The organism is Geodermatophilus sp. URMC 60 (genome assembly GCF_053502585.1).
The window spans coordinates 3,365,370-3,387,718 of record NZ_CP199958.1; the positions used below are offsets into that span (position 1 = coordinate 3,365,370).

A 22,349-nucleotide genomic window follows, 5' to 3' on the forward strand; every position below is an offset into this window, starting at 1 on the left:
TGGCTCCGAGCCGCCACCGGTGGATCGATCGACCGACGAGACGGACGCAGCTCGACCCGGTTGCAGGAACCGGACCCGTGCGGTGGCGGCCCGAGCGGCTGTCCCCCGGACACGTCCTGCCGCGGCGTCGTCGCCGACCGCCACGCCGGCCGGGATCACCGACCCGGTGCGTCCGTCACGCGCGGCACGGGGCCGAGAGCGGTTCTTGCCGGCGGGGTGGTTCACGTGGGAACCGTCCGGCCGGTGTGGGCCAGCCAGGTGACCAGCGAACGGTGCAGGTCCTGGGCCTCGGCTCGGGAGAGCCGCAGGCCGAGCGCCTCGCCGTTGTCGTCGACCAGCACGCCGATGCTGTTCGGGGGGCATTCGAGCAGGCCGAGGGTGATCCGCCCTTCGGCGTCCTCGCTGGTCTTGAACCACAGCAGGTCGTCGTGACTGAGCAAGACCGCAGCGGCCGGGTCGGGCGTGGACTGCGGCGGCCCGGCGTCGTCGTCCTCACCCGGGTCGTCCTCGCCGGGATCGACCGCGATCCAGGCGGCACGGAGGGTGCGGCGGAACCGGGAGACCCAGGGGCTGAGCAGGCGCATCGGCGTACTCCTCCGGTTGTCGGCCGGCCCGTCCGCTGCCTCGGGGAAGACCTCGGCGGGGTCTGCGTCGCAGGCCGGCTGGATCGACGGGGGAGGACGGTCCGACCGAGGCCGAGTCGGTCGCAGCCGGCCCCGGTCGTCCGACCTCCAGCGTCTGGAGAACGGAGTCCCCGGCCGGGACGACAGATACCTCGGCGCGTCACGGAGTCCGGCCCGAGGAGTCGACGGCGGCGCCGCTGCCGGCTGCGGCGCCGGGCACCGTGCCCGGGCCGGAGCGTCGCGGCGAAGGCGCGCAGCCAGGCCGAGCATCGCTCACCATCCCAGCGCGGATGGTCCCGGTCCCCGGCCGGACCCCCTCCAGCCGCCCTGGCAGTGTGGCCTCCTGCGTTCGGGACGTCTCATCCCGTGCCGACGCAGCGAGGCCTGGGGAGGCCCTCCGGGTTGTCGAGGACGTCACGCGCGGTCGGCTCTCCGGCGGTGCAGGTCACAGCGAGTACACCCTTCGCGCTGTTCCGGCGAAGACATCGTCCTGCACATCGGCCGGCTGGTCGGCGAAGGCTCGTCGCCAGGCAGCGACCAGTGGTGGCAGCTCGGTCCAGATCTTCTCGACCGGGAAGTTGCTGCCCCACATGCACCGGTGCGAGCCGAACAACTGGAGGCAGGTGCCGGTGACCAGGTCGATGAGGGCCTGGTCGACGCGGTGGATGAAGGTGCCCTGCCCGGTGAGCTTGACCACCACGTTGGGCTGCTCGGCCAGGAGCTGCATGCCCTGGCGCCAGGCCTCGACGGTCACCGGATCGGTGTCCTCCAGCATCCCGGCGTGCACCAGGACGAACGTGATCTCGGGGAAGTCGGCGACGATTCGTGCTGCCAAGGCCATCTGGGGGCTGAACACCTGCAGCTCGAACAGCCACCCGAGGTCGGCGAGCGAGGCGATGTTCCCCCGGAACACCGGGTCGGTCATGCGGTCGGGAGCCGCGGCGAACCGGTACTGCGGGCGCTCGTGCCAGTGCAGCTGGAGCCGCGTGCCCCGGACCAACGGGGTGAGCGCCGCCTGCTGCCGCATCACGTGCACGGCACCGGGGTCGAACAGATCCGCCGAGCCGATGAAGGCCATCGGCCAGCCGGTCGCGGCGTGCACGTCGGCCAGCCAGCGGATCTCGTCGAGCGACCGGTCCACCGGCCAGTTGGCCTGCACGTAGACCGAGGAGGTGATGCCGACCGCAGTGGCCTCGGCGATGTACTCCTCGGCGAGGTAGTCGCGCCGGATCGGCTCGTAGGGGCCGAAGATCCGCGGTACCGGATCGCCGCTGAGCCAGGGCAGGTCGGCGACGCGCCAGATGTGGTGATGGCAGTCGACCAGCCCGGCGGGCCCGGCGGATGTGTTCCCGGTGGTCATCGTGGACTCCTGCTCCGTTCCGGTTCGACGCACGCGCGAGCTGCTCGGCCGCCGCCGCGCGCGGGTCCTCACCAGCGCACGGCGCGGCGGCCGATGAGTCTCGCCCTCACGGACGGGGTCCGGAAGCTGTCACGACCTCGCACGCGGACGGCGTCTCGAGGTCTGCCGTGCGGCACATGACCGCGTCATCGAGCGGCCGACGCCTGGCGGGTGCGGGGTCACGGGTTCGGGTCCCTCCACCTCCGCTGGGTCGGGAGCGGATGGTCGGCCCGCCGCGGACACCCGCTGCTGGCGGCGATCGGCCGGTGACCGTCGGCCCGACCGGTCGTCGTTGTGGCCGGTCTCACTGGGGGCCGGACGCTTGTCCCGGTCGGCCCTGGGCACGGTGATGACTGGCTTTCGGGCCGGACCATGTCTGGTGCCGACTGCGTCGGCGCCGGCCGGGTCTCCGCAAAGGCGCGGGGTCGGATACCGACCGCGGGTGGCTGATACTCCAGCGCCGCCCGCCACATGACCGCCTACATGAGAGGCCACTACAGCCATGGCGCAGTCGAAGAGCACGACACGCAGCGAGACCGTTGCAGTTCCCGTCGACGTCACCGTCGAGGAGGGCGACCGCGGCGGAAAGGGCCCGACCGGTCCGGTCGGCCCCGTCGGCGAGCCCGGCGACAAGGGTTCCAAGGGCCCGGTCGGCCCTGTCGGTGAGCGGGGTGACAAGGGCGAGAAGGGCCCGGTCGGCCCCCTTGGTGAGCCCGGCGACAAGGGCGAGAAGGGCCCGACCGGTCCCATCGGCCCGGTCGGTGAGCGCGGCGAGAAGGGGCCGATCGGTCCGCGAGGCGAGCAGGGCCCTCAGGGTGAGCCCGGCCCGCGGGGCGAGAAGGGGCCCGAGGGGGAGACCGGTCCGCAGGGCGAGCAGGGTCTGCCCGGCTCCACCGGTCGCCCCGGCGAGCAAGGTGAGCAGGGCCCGCAGGGCCTGCCCGGCCTGCGCGGCGAGACCGGCCCGCGCGGTGTCGTCGGTGAGCGGGGTGGGCAGGGGCCGCAGGGTGAGCAGGGCCTGCCCGGGGCCCAGGGGCCGCGCGGCGTGATCGGCGAGACCGGCGAGCAGGGCGAGAAGGGCCTGCCGGGTGTGCAGGGCCTCCCCGGTCTGCAGGGCGAGCAGGGGGCTCCTGGTGTCCGCGGCCTGCAGGGCCCGCAGGGTGTGCAGGGCCCGGCCGGCCCGGCCGGTCCGGCCGGTCTGCCCGGCGTGCAGGGTCCCCAGGGCCCGGCCGGTCCGGCCTGGCTCTACCAGCTCAGTCCCGCCGAGCTGGCGTCCAAGGTCAAGCAGGCGGCGTTGGACGTCACGCCGCGCACCGTCTACGACCCGCGGGTGGGCGTCCGCTACCTGGCGGCGCTGACCTCGACGCTGATCAAGCTGCAGGGCGGGTTGTTCCTGCGTGCCATCGTCGACACCGATGCCGCGGCGAACAAGCAGTCGGGCGCCGACCTGTCCAACGTGCGCTCCATCGCCTGACCGGCGCAGCACACCCGAAGGGCGCCTCGTCCCGCCACCGCGGGAGGAGGCGCCCTTCGCTGTCCGGGCTGCGCCGCGCTCCGGTGTGGCAGTCACGATCGGGACGCCCGTGCGTCGGATCCCGTGGCCGGCCGGCGAGCCGCAGCCCCGTGACCACCCGCCTGGTGTGCCCGGGAGGTCCTGGCGGGCGTCGTCGTGGCCGTACCGGCGGATCGGTGGAGGTCCTCGGGCCGGGACGACCACGGCCGCCCCCACCGTCGGAGGGGCGGCCGTCGCCGCGGGCGCCCCGGGTGCTCGTCCGACGTCCGGGGCGTGTCTCGCAAGCAGGGGTCGCCGGTACGGGATCGTGAACCGGTGGTGTGCGTGCTGAGCTGACTGATGAGCAGCAGGCGGGCGATCGAGCCGTTGACGCCGCAGGTGACCGGCCGGTCCCGGCCCCACCGGGATCACCGGCAGGTGCTCAAGGGCATCGTGCGCCGTTGCCCGTGCGGGCTGGCGTAACGCGATCTGCCCGAGTGGTTCGGGCCCTGGCAGACGGTGTGGGAGCGGCACGCCCGTTCCCGGAACGGCACCCGGGACGAGGCGCTGGCCGCGGTCATCGCCCACGCCGATGCCGCCGGTGACATCGACCGGGCTGTCTCCATGGTTCTCACGGTCGACCGCACGCACCAGCACGCCACCAACCTGCCGCGAGCCGAGACCTCGACCGATCGGCCACGACCGCGGGGTCTGCGAGCACCGCAACGTCGTCGAGGGCTCTTTCGCCCTGCTCGAGCAATGGCGCGCACGTGCCACCCGCTACGCCGAACACGCACTCACCTACCGCAGCGCTGTCGTCCTGGCCGCAGTCCTCGCCTGGACCCGTGCTCGGGACACACGCCCTGGTTCTCGTGCCAGGATGACCTTGTGGACACATTCGCACAGATTGCCGACGAGCGTCGCGGTCTGGCTGCCCTGATGTCGGGACTGACGGGTGAGCAGCAGGCGACGCAGAGCCTGTGCAGTGAATGGAGCGTGCACGACGTGATCGCGCACCTGGTCGTGCCCCTGGAAGTGAGCACCCCGAAGTTCGTGCTGGCCATGCTGGCATGCCGCGGGAATTTCGACCGAGCGAACGTTCGGCTGACCCGCGAGCAGGCACGCCGGCCCTTCGGCGAGATCATCGAGGTGTTGCGCCAGAAAGCTGACTCGCAATTCACCCCTCCCGGTTCAGGTCCCGAGGCGCCCCTCACCGACCTTCTGGTGCACGGCCTGGACATCCGCTGGCCACTGGGGCTGCCGCGCGACATCCCCGAGGAGCGTCTGCACGAGTCGTTGACCTTCCTGACCGCCGCTCCCGTCGGTGGCCTCGTCTCCAAGGGCACGCTGGGCGGATTGCGATTCGAGGCGAACGACATCGACTGGGCTCACGGCAGCGGTCCCACCGTGAGCGGCAACGCCGAGGCGCTCCTGCTGGCGATCACCGGCCGCACGACCGCACTCGGCCAGCTCAGCGGCGACGGCGTATCGACGTTGCGTGGCCGGCTGGCCTGACCCAGTCCACCAGAACGGGTAGGAGCCGCAAGTCCGAAGCGAGCGGAAATCGGTCTGTCGGCGACCGGAGGATCTACGCTTCTCAGTTCGCCAGGAAGGAGACAGCGAGTGGCTCACGATGCTCAACTCGCAGAGCGCGTTCGTGGTGCGGTTTCTCATGAGAAGAACGTTCGTGAGGTGAAGATGTTCGGTGGCCTTGCGTTCATGGTGAATGAGAAGATGGTGGCCTGCGTCTCGGCCGGCGGGGGCGCCCTACTCGTGCGCGTGTCTCGCAGTCGCGATGCCGAGTACCTGGATGTGGTCGGGGCCCGCCGCGCAGAGATGGGCAAGGGCCGGTCGATGGGCGAGGGGTGGATCACCGTCGACGAGGAGGTGCTCACGGAAGACGGAGATCTGCAGTTCTGGATCGATGCCGTCCTGGAGTACAACGCCGAGAGGTCAGCGGAGCGTTGACCGAACGGATCGAGCGACCAGGCCCGGACCGTCCGGCAGATCACGCCACGCGAGCCCGCACCGACAACGGTGCACGATGCCCCTCCACCACCTGTCGGTGATCCCGGTACGGCCGCGACCGCCCCGCCACCCTCGGCACCGACGGCTCGATCGCCGCCCACTGCCCATCGGTCAGCTCTGCGCGAGTGCCCACCGAGCCAGACCCCGCAGCATCCGCCACTCACTCGGGAGACGCGCCCCAGGCCGTCGCGGCGAGACACGCCGGAGCTGTCTTGACGCCCCGATGTCCCCACGATCACCGTCGTGCGGGGAGGGGGCACCCGATGCGAATGGCCACCCAGAGCCGGGTGGAGCAACCCACGCAGCCCGACGACCGTGCCTGCCCGCTGTCAGCCGGACACGAGAGTGATCACCGCGCTCGATCAGCGGGTGCCACGAATCGGCCTCGATGCTCTCCGCGGAGGTCATGGATTCGCGGTCCACAGACGTCTCGTCCCGCTGTGCCGGAGCCGTTCACGGCGCACGTGCCGGCTGTGCCGCTCCCAGCGTCGATCAGGAGGGGTCTTGCAGTGGCAGTCAACGCAGCACCCGACGTAGGAACGACGACCGCACCAGGGGGCAGCGAGTTCCTCGCCGACCTGAGCGACCCGACCGCCGGCCGGGTGGCCATGGCGAGAGAACTCGCCTCGGAGAACGTACGGATGATCGCCGACCCCGCGCCGCTGGGTCTCGGCTGCTTCGCGCTGACGACGTTCCTGCTGAGCCTGTTCAACGCAGGTCTGTTGCCGACGGCCGGCGAGCCGATCGTCTTCGGCGTCGCACTGGCCTACGGGGGCGCGATCCAGGTGCTCGCCGGCATGTGGGAGTTCCGGAAGGGCAACGTCTTCGGCGCGACCGCTTTCACGTCCTACGGCGCCTTCTGGCTGTCGTTCTGGGCGTTCGTCACCTTCTACGCGGCCGACATCCCGGACGCCGGTGACCGGGCGACCGTCGTCGGCTGGTACCTCATCAGCTGGGGCATCTTCACGGTGATCATGTGGGTCGCCTCCCTGCGCACCACCGCGGTGCTGGCCCTGCTCTTCACCCTCCTTGCGGCGACGTTCTTCGTGTTGGGGGCCGGGGACGTGGCGCACAACGAGGGCCTGACCACGCTCGGCGGCTACCTGGGCCTCGTGACCGCTGCCGTCGCCTGGTACGCGTGCCTCGCCGGGGTCAGTGCGTCCACCTTCGGACGCGCGGTGCTGCCGAACCCGCCGCTGTACAAGCTGTGACCCTGTCCGGCGGTCGTCCGACCGACGGCCGGCCGGTGGTTGCGGTCCTGGGTTGCGTCGACCGCGTCCCGGGTCCTGCGAAGCAGCGCACGGCAGTTCGTGTCTGCTGGAGGAGCGGCATACGGACCGGCTCGAAACCTCTGCGAACGAGAGCATGACGGCCCGGCAGCGTGGGCGGGTCCGGCGGTCCCTGTTCCTACGGCGGCCCGCCCGCTGCCCACGAGTTCGGGAGCGACCGCGCCGGTGTCGATCCGGCTGCCTGGGAACGCCCACTCGTCGCCGGGCGCGTCCTCCAGCGCCGTCGTGACGGAGGCGGACGCATCGGCGGCCGAGATGCCCTGGACGCCGCGCAGCAGGACGAACGTGGCGGAACGGGGGCCCGGATGGGAACGTGGCCGGGGCAGCGCCTCGACGCGCACCACCCCGGCCACGGCTGTCAGGTCACCACACCGGGGACCCCGGTCCCTCATCGCCCGTGGTCCTGCCTGCAGTCGAGCCCGACTCGAGGTCGTGGTCGCTCCGGCCGTCGTGCCGCGCCACAGCGGATGGACACCCAGGGACATCCGCTGTCCCCTCCAGGTGACGGCAGCCGGTCCGGCGTCCGGGCCACCCTGTCGTCCTCTCGCGGACGCCGACCCGCTACTCGGGCGTGCGGGCGAGCAGGTCGCCAGGCTCCACGGCGAGCCTGGCCGGCGCGGCCCGTCGGGCCACCTGCGCGTGCCGGGCGTCCGCCGTCGGGACGACGAGGGTGAGCAGAGCCCCGAGCACGGCCAGGGCGGTCAGCACGTAGAAGATCGTGTTGAGCGCGATGCCGGAGGCGACGAGCAGCCCGCCGATGAGCGGACCGCCGATGCCGCCGAGGCGCCCGAACCCGGCGCACCAGGCGACACCCGCACTGCGCACGTTGGTGCGGTAGTAGGTCGCGACGAAGCCGTAGATGAGGATCTGCGTCCCGCTCGTCCCCAGGCCCACCACCGCCACGAACGCCAGCAGCACGCCCAGCGGGAGACTGACGGTGAGCAGTGCGATCGCCGCTGCGCCCAGCGCGAAGGACGCGGCCACCACCGGCTTGGGCCCGAACCGGTCGGCGAAGCGGGAAGCGGCCAGCGCGCCCAGGACCGCGCCGCCGTTGAGGACCAGCAGGAAGGCCAGCGACCCCTTGGTGGAGAAGCCGGCGCGGCCCATCAGCTCGGGCAGCCACGTGTTGAGCGCGTAGACCAGCAGGAGACCGGTTGCGCTGAGCAGGCCCAGCAGGATGGTCGGCAGCAGGTAGGTGCGCCCGGCCAGCCCGGCGAAGCCGGCGCGGCCTCCAGCGACCGGGTCGACGACCTCCGGGCCCCCGGTGCCGGGTTCGGCGAGCGTGACCCCGGTCTGCGCCGCGACGGCCCGCGCCTCGTCGAGGCGCCCCCGCGACGCCAGCCAGGCCGGCGACTCGGGCATCTTGAGGACGGCGAGGGGGAGCAGCGTCACCAGGGGCAGCGCGCCGATCCAGAACATGCCCCGCCAGCCGATGGCGTCCAGCAGCAGGATGGCCAGCAGGGCGGCGAGCAGGCTGCCCAGCGGCACCCCGGAGTAGGTGATCGCGTTGGCCAGGTTCTTCTTCCCCGCGGGCGCGAACTCGGCGACCAGCGCCCCGGTGGTGGCGACCAGTGCGCCGACCCCGATGCCGGTGACGAAGCGGAGCAGGCCGAAGGTCGTCGTGCTCGTCGCCAGCGCGGTGAGGGCCATGCCGACGGAGAACCATGCGTAGGCGGTGAGCATGACCTTCCGCCGGCCGATGACGTCGGCGACGCTGCCGGCCAGCAGCGCGCCGACGAGCACGCCGATCAGCGCATAGCTGCCGAGGGCGCCGGCCACGGCCGGCGTCACCTCGCCGATCTGGCCGGGATCGCGCAGGAAGAGGGGGACGACGGTCCCGTAGACGACCAGGTCGTAACCGTCGAAGACCAGGCCGACCGTGGCGAGCGAGACGATCCAGGTGACGGACTTCCGACGGAGCGCGTCCCGTCGGACGGCTCCGTCCTGCATGGGTGGTGCCACTGTTGTTCTCCTCGGGACGGGCCCTGGCTCGGGGACGACCGGGTGGCCGTGGCAGGGCAGGGGGCACCCGGCGACCGACGTCGCCACGGGTGGGGGAGGTGCGCCGGCTGGAAGGGGACGCCGGGCGGTCCGGTGGTGCGGGTCGTGCGGTACTGCCGGGGGTCGGCCGGAGGGCGTGTTGGCTTCCCGGGTCCTGCGCGGTGCCTACTGCGCCGGGGCCCGCGCGGTGCCTACTGCGCCGGGTCCTGCGCGGTGCCTACTGCGCCGGGTCCTGCGCGGTGCTTACTGCGCCGGGTCCTGCGCGATGTCCGACGGGTGCGCGGCCAGCGGGGTGACCGTGATGGTCATGTGGGGGAACAGCGGCAGGCCCCACAGGATCTGGTGCAGCTGCTCGTTGCTGTCGACGGCGAAGACGCTGAGGTTGGCGTACTGCCCGACGCACCGCCAGATGTGCGGCCAGTGGCCCGAGCGTTGCCAGCGCTGGGAGTAGGCCTTCTCCCGGGCGAGGAGGTCGTCGCGTGCCGCCGGGTCCATGTCCGGCGGCAGCGCGACGTCCATCCGCACCGCGTACAGCTGGGTCACGCGCCCTCCTCGCCGGCACTCGTCGGTCGCGTGCTCCGGCGTCCGGTGTCGCTGCGTGACCTCGCGAGCTCGATCACGAGGGGTCCAGCGCGAAGTCGTAGGTGACCTCCTCGCCCTGCCCGGAGGCGGCCGTGGTCGGGTGCAGGACCAGCTCCGGCTTCACCGCCTGGGCGACGTCGTCCTCGACGTGCTGCCCACCCGCGAAGTACAGCTGCGTGGTGACCAGCTGCTTGCCCTCGGCCGACACCTTGAGGTGCAGGTGGGCCGGGCGCCAGGCGTGCCAGCCGGCCGCGGCGATGAGCGCGCCGCACGAGCCGTCGGTCGGGATCTGGTAGGGCGCGGGCTTGACGGTGTGGAACGCGAAGCGGCCGTCGGGCCCGGTCAGGATGGTGCCGCGCAGGTTCCACTCCGGGATGCCCGGCGCGAACTGCGAGTAGTAGCCGTCGTCGTCGGCGTGCCACAGCTCGACCCGGGCGTCCTCCAGCGGGTGGCCGCCGAGGTCGGTGACCGTGCCCTGGAAGACGAACGGCGTGCCCTTCTCGCCGTCGCGCATCGGCAGGGTGGCCTCGCTGCGGAACTCCGGCGAGCCCGGGATGTAGTACGGGCCCTCGATGGTGCCGACGGCGCCCGCGCGGTCGGCGTTGGCGACCTCCTCGACCACGTGCTCGATCCACACGTCGAGGAACAGCGGCCACTCACCGTCCGCACCGACCCGGATCAGCCATGCCTTGAGGGCGTCGTACTCGGCGTAGGTCACCCCGTGCTTGCGGATGACCTCGTGCAGGGCCGTGATGGCGTCGGTCGCGATGGCCGACACCCGGGCCGGGTCGACCGACGCGCCGCTGCGCTCCTTCTGGGCGAAGCGCTCGGTGGCGTTGCGGCCGGAGCCGGCCGCGGTCGGATTGACGTCGGTTGCGGTCATGGTGTTCTCCTGCGTCGTCGTGACGGGTGGAAGGGATGGGTGGAGAGGCGGTTCAGCGGTCCAGGCGGTAGTGCGCGAGCTTGTCGGGGTCGACGTCGATGCCGATCCCCGCTCCGGGACGGACGGCGAGCTCACCGCCGGAGATCTCCAGCGGCTCGGTGAGCAGGTCGTCGCTCATGTCCAGGAAGTTGGAGAGTTCGCCGGCCCGGCGCGAGGAGCTGCGGTGGGCAGCACCGAAGGCGACGCTGCAGGCGGTGCCGATCTGGCCGTCGATCTGGTTGCCCATGACGACCTCGACGCCGAGGCCCTCGCACTGGTGCAGGATGCGCTGCGAGGTGCTGAAGCCGGTACGGGCCGTCTTGATGCTGATCGCGGTCGCCGACCCGCCGAGCAGCTCCCGGGTCACCTCGCCGGGCGTCGTGGCGCTCTCGTCGGCGACGGTCGGCATCGTGGTCCGTGCAGTGAGCCAGCGGCGCCCGAGCACGTCGTCGGCCGGGCAGAGCTCCTCGGACAGCGTCAGATCGAGGTCGGCCATCGCGCGGAGGGCGCGCGCTGCCTCGGACGGCGTCCAGCCGCGGTTGCCGTCCACGTACAGCTCAACGTCCGGCCCGAGGGCCGCCCGCAGCGCCCGGCAGGCGCCGACGTCGAGCTCCACCGGACGCCGGCCCACCTTCACCTTGAACACGCGGATGCCGTAGGTGTCGCGGACCCGTTCGGCCTCGGCGACCATCTCGGCGTCGGGCGCGAACCCGACCATGTGGGACACCCGCATCCGGTCGGTCCAGCCGCCCAGCAGGTCCGAGACGCCGAGACCGAGCGTGCGACCCAGGGCGTCCCACATCGCCATGTCCACGGCCGCCTTGGCGGCCGGGTTGCCGACGGTCCGATCCATCCGGGCGTGGACGGTCTCGCGCTCGAGCAGGGTCAGGCCGACCAGTTCCGGGGTGAAGAGCTTCTCGACCACCGCGACGATGGACTCCTGGGTCTCGCCGTAGGTGTACGGCCGCGGCGGCGCCTCGGCGACGCCGATCACGCCGTCCTGGGTGTGCACGCGCACCAGCACGTGGTCGGCGACGTGCACCTCACCGCTGGCGAACCGCAGGGGCTTGCGGTACGGGATCGCGAAGGGGATCGCCTCGATCCTGGTGATCTTCATCGGGCTCCTCCGAGGGGGACGGGATCCGGTGCGGGCGGCGCGGGGAAGGCCACGTCGGATGCGATGAAGCCGTTGGCCTCCAGCGCATCCAGCAGCCGGGCGAGGGCAGGCGAGGGGTCGGCGCTGCGCCAGGCGAGGGCCAGGTCGATGTGCACGTCGTCGGCCACGGGCACGAGCTGGACGCCCTCCACGTTGAGGGCCCGGGCCGACTCGGGGAGCAGCGCCACCCCGAGACCGGCGGCGACGAGCGTGAGCACGATCGAGGTCTCGGCGGCCTGGTGGGTGCGCCGGGGCAGGAAGCCGGCAGCCAGACAGGCCTGGGTCACGACGATGTCGACGACCGAGTCGGGGACGCCGTAGACGACGAAGTCCTCGTCCCGCAGTTCGGCGAGCGCGACCGGCTCCTCACCAGCGAGACGGTGGCTACGGGGTACGGCGAGGAGTACGCGCTCCCGGGTGATCAGCCGGGAGGACAGCCCCGCGCGGCGCAGCGGTGGCCGGAGCACGGCGAGGTCGATCCGGTCCTCCTCGAGCGCGGCCTCCTGCGCCGGGGTGAGCATGTCGGGCTGGAACCGCAGCACCAGGCCGGGTACCTCCCGGGCGGCGATCCGGGCCAGCTGGGGCAGCCGGCGGAGCGCTGCCAGCCCCGTCGACCCGACGCGGAGCAGGCCGGTGTTGCCGGCGCCGACCAGGCGCACCCGGGTCTGCGCCGCCTCGATCGAGTCGAGGATGCGCTCGGCATCCTGCAGGAGGGCCTCGCCGGCGGGGGTCAGCTCGACCCGTCGCGTCGTCCGCGTGAACAGGGTGACTCCGAGCTGGGTCTCGAGCTGCCGGATGGCCTGGGACAGCGGGGACTGGGCCATGTGCAGACGTTCGGCAGCCCGCCCGAAGTGACGGGTCCGGGCCACGGTGACGAAGTAGTGCAGCTGGCGGATCTCCACGTGCCCTCCTCCGTTGATCGGTCCGGGCCCCAGGCGGATGCTGTGATTCACCCAACGTAGGGCCGGTTGCCATGTATGGACAAAGACCGAATGGCGCTCGATCCAGATCCGGAGCGTCTGGGTAAGTCCCTGGTCAGGACTAGGCAGATTGCTGACGCGGACGTGACTCGCGCCACCCACAGTGGGGTGCAGCGCACTCGACCCACCGCCCCCTGGACCGGAGGTCCGCCATGACAGTCGAATCCACCCAGCTCCGCGACGTCCTCTCCGACGCCGTCATCGACGACCCGTCGGCCGGGATCTACCGCGCCAACCGTCGGATCTTCACCGACGAGGAGATCTTCGAGCTGGAGATGACCCACATCTTCGAGGGCAACTGGGTCTACCTCGCGCACGAGAGCCAGGTCCCGAACCCGGGGGACTACTTCACGACCTTCATCGGCCGTCAGCCCGTCGTCATCACCCGCGACAAGAACGGCGAGCTGCACTGCCTCATCAACGCCTGTGCGCACCGCGGCGCCATGCTCTGTCGCCGCAAGACGGACAACCGGATGACGTTGACCTGCCCCTTCCACGGCTGGACGTTCCGCAACGACGGCAAGCTGCTCAAGGTCAAGGACCCCGAGGGCGCCGGCTACCCGGCCAGCTTCAACCAGGACGGCTCGCACGACCTGGTCAACGTCGCGCGGTTCGACAGCTACCGCGGGTTCCTCTTCGGCAGCGTCAACCCCGACGTGAGCACGCTCGCCGAGCACCTCGGTGACACCACCACGGTGATCGACATGCTCGTCGACCAGTCGCCGGAGGGGCTGGAGGTGCTGCGCGGCGCCTCCACCTACACCTACGACGGCAACTGGAAGGTCCAGGCGGAGAACGGCGCCGACGGCTACCACGTCAGCGCCACCCACTGGAACTACGCGGCCACGACCTCGCGGCGCAGCACCGGCGAGTCGAAGAACACCACCAAGGCGCTGGACGCCGGCGGCTGGGGCAAGTCCGGCGGCGGCTACTGGTCCTACCCGAACGGACACCTGTGCCTGTGGACGTGGGCGGCCAACCCGCAGGACCGCCCGCTGTGGGACCGCCTGGACGAGCTCAAGGCCCAGTTCGGCGACGCCAAGGGCGAGTTCATGGTCAAGGGCTCCCGCAACCTGTGCCTCTACCCGAACGTCTACCTGATGGACCAGTTCAGCACCCAGATCCGGCACTTCCGGCCGATCTCGCCCGAGCAGACAGAGGTCACCATCTACTGCATCGCGCCGAAGGGCGAGAGCGCCGAGGCCCGTGAGCACCGGATCCGCCAGTACGAGGACTTCTTCAACGCCTCCGGCATGGCCACCCCCGACGACCTGGAGGAGTTCCGCTCCTGCCAGCTCACCTTCCGGGCCACCGCCGCGCCCTGGAACGACATGAGCCGCGGTGCCGAGCACTGGCTCAACGGGCCGGACGAGGTCGCCAAGTCCCTCGGCATGGACGGCGTCATCTCCGCGGGGCAGCGCAACGAGGACGAGGGGCTGTACCCGATCCAGCACGGCTACTGGCTGCAGACCATGCGCGCCGCAGTCGAGAAGCAGGCCGGCGCGGCCGCCGCGACCACGAAGGGCTGATCCCCATGACCACGCTGCAGAACCCCCTGCACACCCCGGCGGAGGGGGCTCCCGCGGGCGGGAAGCTCATCACCCAGAACATGATCGAGCAGTTCCTGTACCGCGAGGCCCGCTACCTCGACGACCGCGAGTTCGAGAAGTGGTTGGAGTGCTACGCCGACGACGTCGTCTTCTGGATGCCGTCGTGGGCCGACGACGACCGGCTCACCGAGGACCCGCACCGGGAGATGTCGCTCATCTACTACTCGAACAAGGGTGGCCTGGAGGACCGCGTCTTCCGGATCCGCACCGAGCGCTCCAGCGCGACGTCGCTGCCCGAACCGCGCACCAGCCACAACATCACCAACGTGGAGGTCATCGAGCGCCGCGGCGACCTGGTCGACATCCGGTTCAACTGGCACACGATGTACTTCCGGTACAAGACCGTCGACCCGTACTACGGGACGTCGTTCTACACGATCGACTTCTCGGGGCCCGCGCCGCTCATCCGGCGCAAGACCGTGGTGCTGAAGAACGACTACATCCACCACGTCGTCGACGTCTACCACCTCTGAGCAGCGGCTCCACCAGGCTGTTCTCCTCCTAGCTGCTGTTCCTCCGAAGTACGGAGAAGTTCCCATGGACCATCGCGTGGCACTCGCGTTCGAGGACGGGGTCACCCGCTTCATCACCTGCCGGGACGACCAGACCGTCGCCGACGCGTCCTACCGGTCGCGGATCAACATCCCGCTGGACTGCCGTGACGGCGTCTGCGGCACCTGCAAGGCCTTCTGCGAGTCGGGCGAGTTCGACATGGGCGGCTTCCTCGAGGACGCGCTGTCGGACGACGAGGCCGAGAGCGGGTACGTGCTGACCTGCAGCATGAAGCCGCGCTCGGACCTGGTGCTGCAGATCGCGACCACCTCCGCGGTGGCCAAGACCAGCGCCGCCACGCACCGCGGTCGCATCACCGTGCTGGACCGGCTCTCCCCGACGACCGTCGGGCTGACCGTCGAGATCGACGACCGGGACTCCCTGGCGTTCCTCCCCGGGCAGTACGTCAACATCGCCGTCCCGGGCACCGAGGAGTCCCGGTCGTACTCCTTCAGCAGCGCTCCGCAGGACAAGGAGCTGACCTTCCTGGTCAAGCTGACGCCCGGCGGCGTCATGTCGACCTACCTGGAGGAGCGGGCCGAGGTCGGTGAGGAGATCACCTTCACCGGACCGCACGGGAGCTTCTTCCTGCGCGAGTCCGACGCCCCGCTGCTGCTCCTGGCAGGCGGGACCGGGCTGGCGCCGGTCCTGGCCATCCTGCGGACGCTGGAGGGCAACCGCAGCGACCGGCAGATGCACCTCGTCTACGGGGTCACGACCGACGACGACCTGGTCGAGTTGGAGACCATCGAGCAACTGGCGGGCGCCATCGACGGGCTCACCTGGGACTACTGCGTCGCCGACCCCGCGACCAAGGCCCCCAACCAGGGCTACGTCACCGGACTCTACGGACCCGAGCACCTGCACGACGGCGACGCCGCGGTGTACCTCTGCGGCCCGCCGGCCATGGTCGAGGCGGTCCGCGGGCACGTCGCCGGGCTGGGCGTTGCCCCGTCGGGCTTCTACTACGAGAAGTTCGCCCTGGCCGCGGTCCCGACCGAGGTCGCCGAGGAGGTCGCCGAACCCGAGCCCGGGGCGGTCGTGCCGGAGTCCGAGGCGGTGGCTCCCGAGCCGCCGCCGGTGCCGCTCGTCGTCCCGGACACCGTCGCCGAGCTGCTGGCCCTGGGCGGCCGGGAGGGCCGGACGTCGGCCGGCCAGGCCCTGTTCCCGCCGGTCGAGCTGCGCCCGCTCGGCGCCGACGCGGCCGGGCCGCGTGCCGAGTCGCCGGCGGAGTTGTGGCGGTTGGCGGGACAGCAGGTGGGGGAGCCGTTCCCCACCGGAGACGTCCTCCCCGTGGACGACGCCGACGACCTCGTGCTCGCCGTCGGCGCCCGCGCCGTCGCCGGCCAGGAGATGCTGCCCGAGGTGGCGCTGGAGCAGCTCACCCCGCCGGCGCCCGAGGCACCGGTCGCTCAGCCGGACGCGGATCGGTCGGACGCGGAGATCGAGCCGGCGTTGACCGCCGGCGGCTACTCGATCACGGGCGACGGGTACGAGATCGGTGAGGAGCACCCGTCGGTGCACGAGTCCGACGCCATCTTCGACGCCCGCCGGGCGCTGGAGCTGGGCGCGCTCGAGCTGACCATCGGTCGCCTGACGCACCAGCAACTCGTCGGCTACCGGATACTGGCCGAGGCCACCGTGCCCTACGTCGAGGGTGACCGGTTCGTCGACGCGGCGGCGTACACCGAGACCAACGCCGCCTTCCACGACTACCTGTTCACCCTCACCGGGAACGAGCACCTCCTGCGCGCCTACCAGGCGCTCGGCGTCAAGGGGCACATGGAGGAGGCCCTCCGCTCGGCCACCTGGTGCCATCCCCGGTGTGCGCAGGACCACCTCGACATCGTCGAGGCCTTCCGGGACGGCGACCGCGAGCGGGCACGGATCCTCATCTCCGAGCACGCGGAACGGTCGAAGGAGACCACCCGCCGGGCCATGCACGACCTCGCCGCGGGACGCCGTCCCCGGTTCGTCACGCCTGGCAGGTTCGCCGGCCAGGTGGTCCTGGTCACCGGTGCCGGTCAGGGGATCGGTGAGCGCACGGCACGGCGGATCAGCGCCGAGGGCGGGACGCTGGTGCTGGCCGACCGGGCCGAGCTGGTGCGCGACCTGGCCGGGGAGCTCGGGCAGCCCGGGGCCGAGGCGCTCCCCGTCGTCGCGGACCTGGAGACCTGGGAGGGCGCGAAGTCGGTCGTGGACGCCGCGCTGCAGCGGTTCGGCCGCATCGACGTCGCCATCCACACCGTCGGCGGCACGATCTGGGCCAAGCCGTTCGAGCACTACCCGCCCGACCAGATCCAGGCCGAGATCAACCGGTCCCTGTGGCCGACGCTGTGGTGCTGCCGCGCCGTCGCGCCGCACATGGTCCAGCGGGGGCAGGGCACCATCGTCAACGTGTCGTCGGTGGCCACCCGGGGGGTCAACCGCCTCCCGTACGCCGCGGCCAAGGGCGGGGTCAACGCCATCACCACCGCGCTGGCCCTCGAGATGGCCCCGCACGGCGTGCGCGTCGTCGCCACCGCTCCCGGCGGGACCGACGCCCCGCCGCGCCGCACCCCGCGCGGGCCGGCGCCCCAGACCGAGCAGGAGCAGGACTGGTACCGGACGATCGTCGACCAGACGGTCGAGTCCTCGTTGCTGAAGCGGTACGGGTCCCTGGACGAGCAGGCCGCCGCCATCACCTTCCTGGCGTCGGAGGAGGCCTCCTACATCACCGGGACCATCCTGCCGGTGGCCGGTGGCGACCTCGGTTGAACCGCTGACCGGGCGGCCCACGACGGGGGAGCACCCGGCCTCCCGGGCCCACGGTGCCGGCGAGGGCCCGAGCGGTGAGGAGCTGCACGTCGTCGGGCTGGCCACCGAGACGGCGCGGCTCGAGACACTGCTCGACCGGGCCTCCGCGGACGGGCCGGTGGTCGCCCTCGTCGAGGGCCCGGCCGGGAGCGGCAAGACCACCCTCCTGCGCCGGTTCCTCCGCCGGCACCCGGGGCTGCCGACGACGTCGGCCACCGGGCTGCCGTGGGAGAGCTCCCGGGCCGGTGCGCTCGCCCGACGGCTGCTCGACGACCACCCCGGGGGCACTCCGCCGGGGCCGGACGGCAACGACCCGGTCGACCTGGGCATCGCGCTCGCCCGCCGGTGGGAGGCCCGGGCCAGGGAGGAGCCGCTGCTGGTCGTCGTCGACGACGCCGACTGCGCGGACCCCGTCTCGCTGCGGGCGATCGCCTCCGCGGTCGCGCGCGTCCACCGGGAGCCGGTCGTGCTGCTGCTCGCCCGGACCACCGGGTGGCCGGACACCGGCGACCCCGGGGCCGGCGCCGTCCTCGACCGGCTCGCGGCCACCTCCGTCCCCGTGTCGCGGCTCGGGCCGGCCGAGACCCGTCTGCTCGCCGCGCGGGTGGCGGCGGTCGACCTCCCGATGCCCGTCGCCCGGCGACTCTGCGAGCACACCGCCGGGATCCCCGGTCACCTCCTGGAGCTGCTCCGCGACACCCCACCGGGCCGCTGGTCGGACTGGCAGACCCGGCTGCCCGCGCCGGCCAGCATCCGGCGCCGCGTGCAGCAGGCGCTCGAGCGCTGCTCCCCGGAGGCCCGGGCGCTGGTGGAGGCCGCGGCCGTGCTCGGCCGGAACGCCGTGCTCGCCGACGCCGCGATCCTGGCCGGGCTCACCGACCCGATCGCCGCTCTCGACGAGGCCTGTGCCGCCGGCCTCCTGGTGACCGCCGCCGGCCACGGCCTGGATGCGCTCGACTTCCCGGAGCGGTTCATCCGCGGCGCCGTCCACGCCACGCTCTCGCCGCGTGCACGGCACGACCTGCACCTGCGAGCGGCCGCCGTGGTCACCGACGACACCGAGCGGCTCCGCCACCGGGTCGAGGCGGCCCCTCTCCCGGACGCCCACCTCGCGGACGAACTCGTGGAGCTCGCCCGGCGCAAGGCCGACGAGGGGGCGTGGGCGGTCGTCGCCGGCGCGCTCATCGACGCCAGCCGGATCAGCCCCACCCGCGCCGACCGGGAGGAGCGCCTCATCCAGGCCGTCGACGCGCTGGCCGGAGCCGGCCTCATCGGTCAGGCCGTCGACGCCCTCCCCGAGCTGGAGGCGCTGCCCCCCGGCCCCCGCCGGGACGCGGTCCTGGCCTACGTCGCCATCCAGCGTGGCCGCCGGGCCGAGGCCGCCACCCACCTCGACGCCGCCTGGCGCCGTCGTGGCCCGGACCGGCGCGCCGCCGCGGTGGTGTGCCAACGGCACGTGTTGCACGCCCTGGCCGACTGGGACGGTGAGGCGCTGGTCCGGTGGGCCGGCCGAGCGGTCGAGCACGCCGAGCCCGGGTCGCCCGCCGCGGTGGAGTCGCGCGCGATCGTCGGCCTCGGTCACGCCGCCCGCGGCGACGTCGCCGCGGCGTTCACCGCCTACCGGCATGCCCTGGCCGAGAGCCCGACCGGACCCCAGCACCAGCGGGGGCGCATGGGCCTGGGCTGGCTGCACCTGGCCCAGGACGATCCCGAGGCGGCCCGACGCGAGCTGGAGTTCGCCGTCCCCACCGCCCGGCAGGCCGGCTCCAACCGCATCTCGCTGTGGGCTCTGGTGTGGCTGGCCCGCACCCGCTTCGCGCTCGGGGACTGGTCCGGGGCGCTGGACGCGGTCGGCCAGGCGGAGGTCCTGCTCGCCGCCACGGGGCTGGAGCTCCTGCGGCCCCTCGTCCACTGGACCGGCGCGCAGATCCGGGCCCTGCGCGGTGAGCCGGAGATCGCGGAGCGGCACCTGCAGCTGGGCGGGGCGGGGGAGCAGGACTACACGGTCATGACCGTCCCCGCGCTGCTCGCGCGGGCGCACGTCGCCGAGGCGGCGTCGGACTACTCCGCGGTCGTCCGTCACCTCGCCCCACTCGCCACCCGGGAGCCGCGGGGCGGGCTCGACGAACCCGGGTTCTGGCCCTGGCACGACGTCTACGCCAACGCCCTCGTCGTGACCAACCGGCTCTCCGAGGCCGAGGACTTCCTCGCCCCGCTCGAGGCGACGGTGCACCTGCGGGGGCACCGCTCCGCGAGCGCCCGGCTCGGTTACGTCCGTGGCCGGCTGCTGGCCGGACGCGGTGACCTCGTCCGCGCGGAGGCCGCCTTCGAGGAGGCGCGGGCCCGGCTGGCTGCGCTGCCACTGCCGTACGAGCGCGCTCGCGTGGACTTCGCCCACGGCATCACCCTGCGCCGCGCCGGCCGGCGCCGGGACGCCGCCGCGCTGCTCGCCACGGCACGCCAGTCCTTCGCCGCGCTCGGTGCGCGGGTCTACGTGGAGCGCTGCGACCGGGAACTCAAGACCGGTCGCCCCGCACCACGAGGGGCGGAGGCCGGCACCGAGCACCTCACCGAGCAGGAGCGGACCGTCGCCGCCCTCGTCGCGAGGGGCCTGACCAACAAGGAGGTGGCTGAGTCGATGCTGTTGTCGGTCAAGACCGTCCAGTTCCACCTCACCCGGGTCTACGCCAAGCTCGGCGTCCGGTCCCGTGCCGAGCTCGCCGCGCGATCCTCACGCGAAGCCGCCCGGGGATGAGGCCTCCGGGGCGACGAGCCCGTCACGGGCGACGCGCTCGGGCACCACCTGCGGGAGCGGTGCCGGCCTCCTCCCCGACGGCGGCCGGCGCAGGGGAGCGGTCGGTGCGCGGACGGGTGGTGCGCTTCTCGATCTCCTTGCGCACGGCGCCGACGACGACCACGCGGTCGACGAAGACCCCGGGCAGGTGCACGTCCTCGGGCCGGATCTCGCCGGGTCCGACGAGCTCCTCGACCCCGGCGATGGCCACCCGCCCGGCCAAGCCCGCCAGCGGGTTGACGTTGGCCGCCGACCCGTGGAACACCAGGTTGCCGTGCCGGTCACCGACCGCGGCGCGGACCAGGCCGAAGTCGGCGGTCAGCGCGGCCTCCGGCACGTACTGCCGGCCGTCGAACTCGCGGACCTCCTTGGGCCGGGAGGTCCCCACGACGGTGCCCTCGGCGTCGTAGCAGACCGGGATGCCGCCGTCGGCGACCATCGTGCCCACGCCGGTGGGCGTGTAGAAGGCCGGGATGCCGACCCCACCGGCGCGCAGCCGCTCGGCCAGGGTCCCCTGCGGGGTCAGCTCCACCTCCAGGTCCCCGGACAGGTAGAGGCGGGCGACCTCCTTGCTGCCCCCGACGAAGGAGCTGATCGTCGTGCGGATCCGGCCGGCGTACAGCAGCACCCCGAGCGCCCGGTCCTCGACGCCGCAGTTGTCGGAGATCGTGGTGAGGTCCCGCCGGCCCTGCTCCAGCAGCGCGTCGATCGAGGCGAAGGGCACCCCGCACAACCCGAACCCACCCACCGCCAGCACCGCGCCGTCGGGGATGTCGGCGACGGCCTCCCGCGCGCTCGCGACGACCTTGTCCACGGACGGCCTCCTTCAGTCGCCGACGTGGTGCCGCAGTGCGGCGTTCACCGCTACGGGGTGCGTGGCGGTCGGCAGGTGGGCGGCTCCGGCGACGACGACGAACGCGCTGTCCGGGATGCCGTCGGCGAGCAGCCGGACCATCTCGACAGTGGTCGCCGGGTCCTCGGCGCCGGCGACGGCCAGCGTCGGGGCGGTGACGTCGCCGAGCCGGTCGCGGACGTCGAAGGCGCCGATCGCCTCGCAGCAGGAGGCGTAGCCCTCCGCGGGGGTGGCCCGGAGCATGCCCAGCAGCCGCTCGGTCGCGGCCGGTTCCTCCTCGGCCCACTCGGCGGTGAACCAGGTCCCGGTCCGCGAGGGCACGAGGATCTCGGTGCCCTGCTCTCGCACCTGCGCTGCGTGCACCGCCCACGACGGCGGATCGGCGAACTGCGCGGCGGAGGCGATGATCGCCAGCCTCTCCAGCCGGCCGGGGACGGTGAGCGCGAGGTGCTGGCCGATGGCGCCGCCGATGGAGACGCCGGCATAGGAGGACCGCTCCACTCCCCACGAGGCCAGCAGCGCCAGCACGTCCCCGGCGAGGTCGGCGACCGTGCACGGACCGGGCACGACCTCGGAACCGCCGTGCCCCCGCAGGTCGTACCGGATCACCCGGTGGGTGCGGGCGAACTCGGCGACGTGGGGGTCGAACAGGCCGGTGTCAGTGCCCAGCGACGGGCCGAGGACGAGCACGGGGGCATCGGCCGGGCCGTCCTCGACGGCGTGCAGTTCGTGCCGTCACGCGGCTGTCCCCCCCCCGGAGATGGCGGCGCTGCAGGCGGGACGGTCATCCCGGCGTCCGCCGGGCCGCCGGGTGAGGCGAGCAGCTCGTGGAGCCCTCCGACCCGGCTGGGCCCGTCGGGGACGCCGTCCTCGGCGGACACGCGACCAGCGCGGGCCGGTCGCCGTCGTCGAGCGCGGCGGTGGATGGCGTCGGAGGTCCGGACCGACTCGACGTCCGCCGGCCGCCGCAGCCGCTCCTCGCCGAGCTCACGGGTTCGCCGACAGTGCCGACGGGTGCTCGGTGAGCGGGGTGACCTGGACGGTCATGAAGGGGAAGAGCGGCAGGTTCCACAGGATGTCGTGCAGCTCGTCGCTCGAGGCGACGTCGAACACGCTGATGTTGCTGTACTGGCCGACCACCCGCCACAGGTGCACCCAGGTGCCCTGGCGCTGCAGTTCCAGTGCCCGGGCCTTCTCGGTGGTCACGAGCCGGGTGCGCTCGTCGGGGTCGAGGTCGCGGGGGATGGCGACGTCCATGCGGACGTGGAACAGCAT

At 72.7% G+C, this 22,349-nt stretch carries 18 protein-coding genes; 8 read left to right on the forward strand and 10 right to left on the reverse strand.

Going from position 1 to position 22,349, the window contains the following annotated elements:
• Window positions 1-221: 221 nt before the first annotated feature.
• Together ACWIX3_RS15975 and ACWIX3_RS15980 are read right to left on the reverse strand one after the other, a co-directional pair.
• On the reverse strand, window positions 222-584 hold the full coding sequence (locus ACWIX3_RS15975; protein ID WP_448608324.1) for a hypothetical protein: 363 nt from the start codon (window positions 582-584) through the stop codon (window positions 222-224).
• 484 nt (window positions 585-1,068) lie between these two features.
• The gene (locus tag ACWIX3_RS15980) at window positions 1,069-1,983 is read right to left on the reverse strand and encodes an amidohydrolase family protein (protein WP_448608325.1); all 915 of its coding nucleotides are present in this window, start codon (window positions 1,981-1,983) and stop codon (window positions 1,069-1,071) included.
• A gap of 541 nt (window positions 1,984-2,524) precedes the next feature.
• On the opposite strand from ACWIX3_RS15980, the gene ACWIX3_RS15985 reads away from it, so the two are divergent.
• The 4 genes from ACWIX3_RS15985 (at window position 2,525) to ACWIX3_RS16000 (ending at window position 6,750) form a co-directional block, all read left to right on the forward strand.
• Window positions 2,525-3,493, forward strand: coding sequence for a collagen-like protein (locus ACWIX3_RS15985; RefSeq protein WP_448608326.1), 969 nt, complete (start codon window positions 2,525-2,527; stop codon window positions 3,491-3,493).
• A gap of 906 nt (window positions 3,494-4,399) precedes the next feature.
• Window positions 4,400-5,026: a maleylpyruvate isomerase family mycothiol-dependent enzyme gene (locus ACWIX3_RS15990; protein WP_448608327.1), complete on the forward strand. Its 627-nt coding sequence runs from the start codon at window positions 4,400-4,402 to the stop codon at window positions 5,024-5,026.
• A 108-nt stretch (window positions 5,027-5,134) separates the two neighbouring features.
• Complete coding sequence (locus ACWIX3_RS15995) at window positions 5,135-5,479, forward strand: TfoX/Sxy family protein (RefSeq protein WP_448608328.1); 345 nt, start codon at window positions 5,135-5,137, stop codon at window positions 5,477-5,479.
• 569 nt (window positions 5,480-6,048) lie between these two features.
• Window positions 6,049-6,750, forward strand: a complete 702-nt coding sequence (locus tag ACWIX3_RS16000; protein ID WP_448608329.1) for an acetate uptake transporter — start codon at window positions 6,049-6,051, stop codon at window positions 6,748-6,750.
• A 639-nt stretch (window positions 6,751-7,389) separates the two neighbouring features.
• On the opposite strand, the gene ACWIX3_RS16005 is transcribed toward ACWIX3_RS16000, so the two are convergent.
• The 5 genes from ACWIX3_RS16005 to ACWIX3_RS16025 form a co-directional block, all read right to left on the reverse strand.
• A complete protein-coding gene (locus ACWIX3_RS16005) occupies window positions 7,390-8,790 on the reverse strand; it encodes an MFS transporter (protein WP_448608330.1) in 1,401 nt (466 codons plus the stop codon).
• A 282-nt stretch (window positions 8,791-9,072) separates the two neighbouring features.
• Complete coding sequence (gene catC, locus ACWIX3_RS16010; RefSeq protein WP_448608331.1) at window positions 9,073-9,372, reverse strand: muconolactone Delta-isomerase; 300 nt, start codon at window positions 9,370-9,372, stop codon at window positions 9,073-9,075.
• A gap of 73 nt (window positions 9,373-9,445) precedes the next feature.
• Window positions 9,446-10,294, reverse strand: coding sequence for a catechol 1,2-dioxygenase (gene catA / locus ACWIX3_RS16015; protein ID WP_448608332.1), 849 nt, complete (start codon window positions 10,292-10,294; stop codon window positions 9,446-9,448).
• 52 nt (window positions 10,295-10,346) lie between these two features.
• On the reverse strand, window positions 10,347-11,450 hold the full coding sequence (locus ACWIX3_RS16020; protein ID WP_448608333.1) for a mandelate racemase/muconate lactonizing enzyme family protein: 1,104 nt from the start codon (window positions 11,448-11,450) through the stop codon (window positions 10,347-10,349).
• Window positions 11,447-12,391 carry a LysR substrate-binding domain-containing protein gene (locus ACWIX3_RS16025; RefSeq protein ID WP_448608334.1) on the reverse strand — a complete coding sequence of 315 codons (945 nt, stop codon included), beginning with the start codon at window positions 12,389-12,391 and terminating at the stop codon, window positions 11,447-11,449. Before ACWIX3_RS16025 ends, ACWIX3_RS16020 begins: the two co-directional genes overlap by 4 nt.
• A gap of 230 nt (window positions 12,392-12,621) precedes the next feature.
• On the opposite strand from ACWIX3_RS16025, the gene benA reads away from it, so the two are divergent.
• The 4 genes from benA to ACWIX3_RS16045 all read left to right on the forward strand — a co-directional run bounded on the left by benA (window position 12,622) and on the right by ACWIX3_RS16045 (window position 20,182).
• A complete protein-coding gene (gene benA, locus ACWIX3_RS16030; RefSeq protein ID WP_448608335.1) occupies window positions 12,622-13,998 on the forward strand; it encodes a benzoate 1,2-dioxygenase large subunit in 1,377 nt (458 codons plus the stop codon).
• Window positions 13,999-14,003: 5 nt separating this feature from the next.
• Window positions 14,004-14,552 (forward strand): benzoate 1,2-dioxygenase small subunit, encoded by a 549-nt coding sequence (benB, locus tag ACWIX3_RS16035; RefSeq protein ID WP_448608336.1) that lies wholly within the window; start codon window positions 14,004-14,006, stop codon window positions 14,550-14,552.
• Between the two features lie 76 nt (window positions 14,553-14,628).
• Window positions 14,629-17,388 (forward strand): benzoate 1,2-dioxygenase electron transfer component BenC, encoded by a 2,760-nt coding sequence (gene benC, locus ACWIX3_RS16040; protein WP_448608337.1) that lies wholly within the window; start codon window positions 14,629-14,631, stop codon window positions 17,386-17,388.
• On the forward strand, window positions 17,372-20,182 hold the full coding sequence (locus ACWIX3_RS16045) for a LuxR C-terminal-related transcriptional regulator (protein ID WP_448608338.1): 2,811 nt from the start codon (window positions 17,372-17,374) through the stop codon (window positions 20,180-20,182). The genes benC and ACWIX3_RS16045 overlap by 17 nt, the downstream gene beginning before the upstream one ends.
• Window positions 20,183-20,204: 22 nt before the next feature.
• Here ACWIX3_RS16045 and ACWIX3_RS16050 read toward each other — a convergent pair whose 3' ends face one another.
• The 3 genes from ACWIX3_RS16050 to catC (ACWIX3_RS16060) form a co-directional block, all read right to left on the reverse strand.
• Window positions 20,205-21,035 carry a CoA transferase subunit A gene (locus ACWIX3_RS16050; protein ID WP_448608339.1) on the reverse strand — a complete coding sequence of 277 codons (831 nt, stop codon included), beginning with the start codon at window positions 21,033-21,035 and terminating at the stop codon, window positions 20,205-20,207.
• A gap of 12 nt (window positions 21,036-21,047) precedes the next feature.
• Window positions 21,048-21,800 carry an alpha/beta fold hydrolase gene (locus tag ACWIX3_RS16055; RefSeq protein WP_448612479.1) on the reverse strand — a complete coding sequence of 251 codons (753 nt, stop codon included), beginning with the start codon at window positions 21,798-21,800 and terminating at the stop codon, window positions 21,048-21,050.
• 261 nt (window positions 21,801-22,061) lie between these two features.
• Entirely contained in the window at window positions 22,062-22,349 is a 288-nt protein-coding gene (catC, locus tag ACWIX3_RS16060; protein ID WP_448608340.1) for a muconolactone Delta-isomerase, read from the reverse strand.

What these genes read in the sequence shown, in the direction of transcription:
- ACWIX3_RS16020 (WP_448608333.1), bottom strand. Translation starts at nt 11,450, where the DNA reads ATGAAGATCACCAGGATCGAGGCGATCCCCTTCGCGATCCCGTACCGC.
- benA (WP_448608335.1), top strand. Translation starts at nt 12,622, where the DNA reads ATGACAGTCGAATCCACCCAGCTCCGCGACGTCCTCTCCGACGCCGTC.
- catA (WP_448608332.1), bottom strand. Translation starts at nt 10,294, where the DNA reads ATGACCGCAACCGACGTCAATCCGACCGCGGCCGGCTCCGGCCGCAAC.
- benB (WP_448608336.1), top strand. Translation starts at nt 14,004, where the DNA reads ATGACCACGCTGCAGAACCCCCTGCACACCCCGGCGGAGGGGGCTCCC.
- catC (WP_448608340.1), bottom strand. Translation starts at nt 22,349, where the DNA reads ATGCTGTTCCACGTCCGCATGGACGTCGCCATCCCCCGCGACCTCGAC.
- ACWIX3_RS15975 (WP_448608324.1), bottom strand. Translation starts at nt 584, where the DNA reads ATGCGCCTGCTCAGCCCCTGGGTCTCCCGGTTCCGCCGCACCCTCCGT.
- ACWIX3_RS15985 (WP_448608326.1), top strand. Translation starts at nt 2,525, where the DNA reads ATGGCGCAGTCGAAGAGCACGACACGCAGCGAGACCGTTGCAGTTCCC.
- ACWIX3_RS15980 (WP_448608325.1), bottom strand. Translation starts at nt 1,983, where the DNA reads ATGACCACCGGGAACACATCCGCCGGGCCCGCCGGGCTGGTCGACTGC.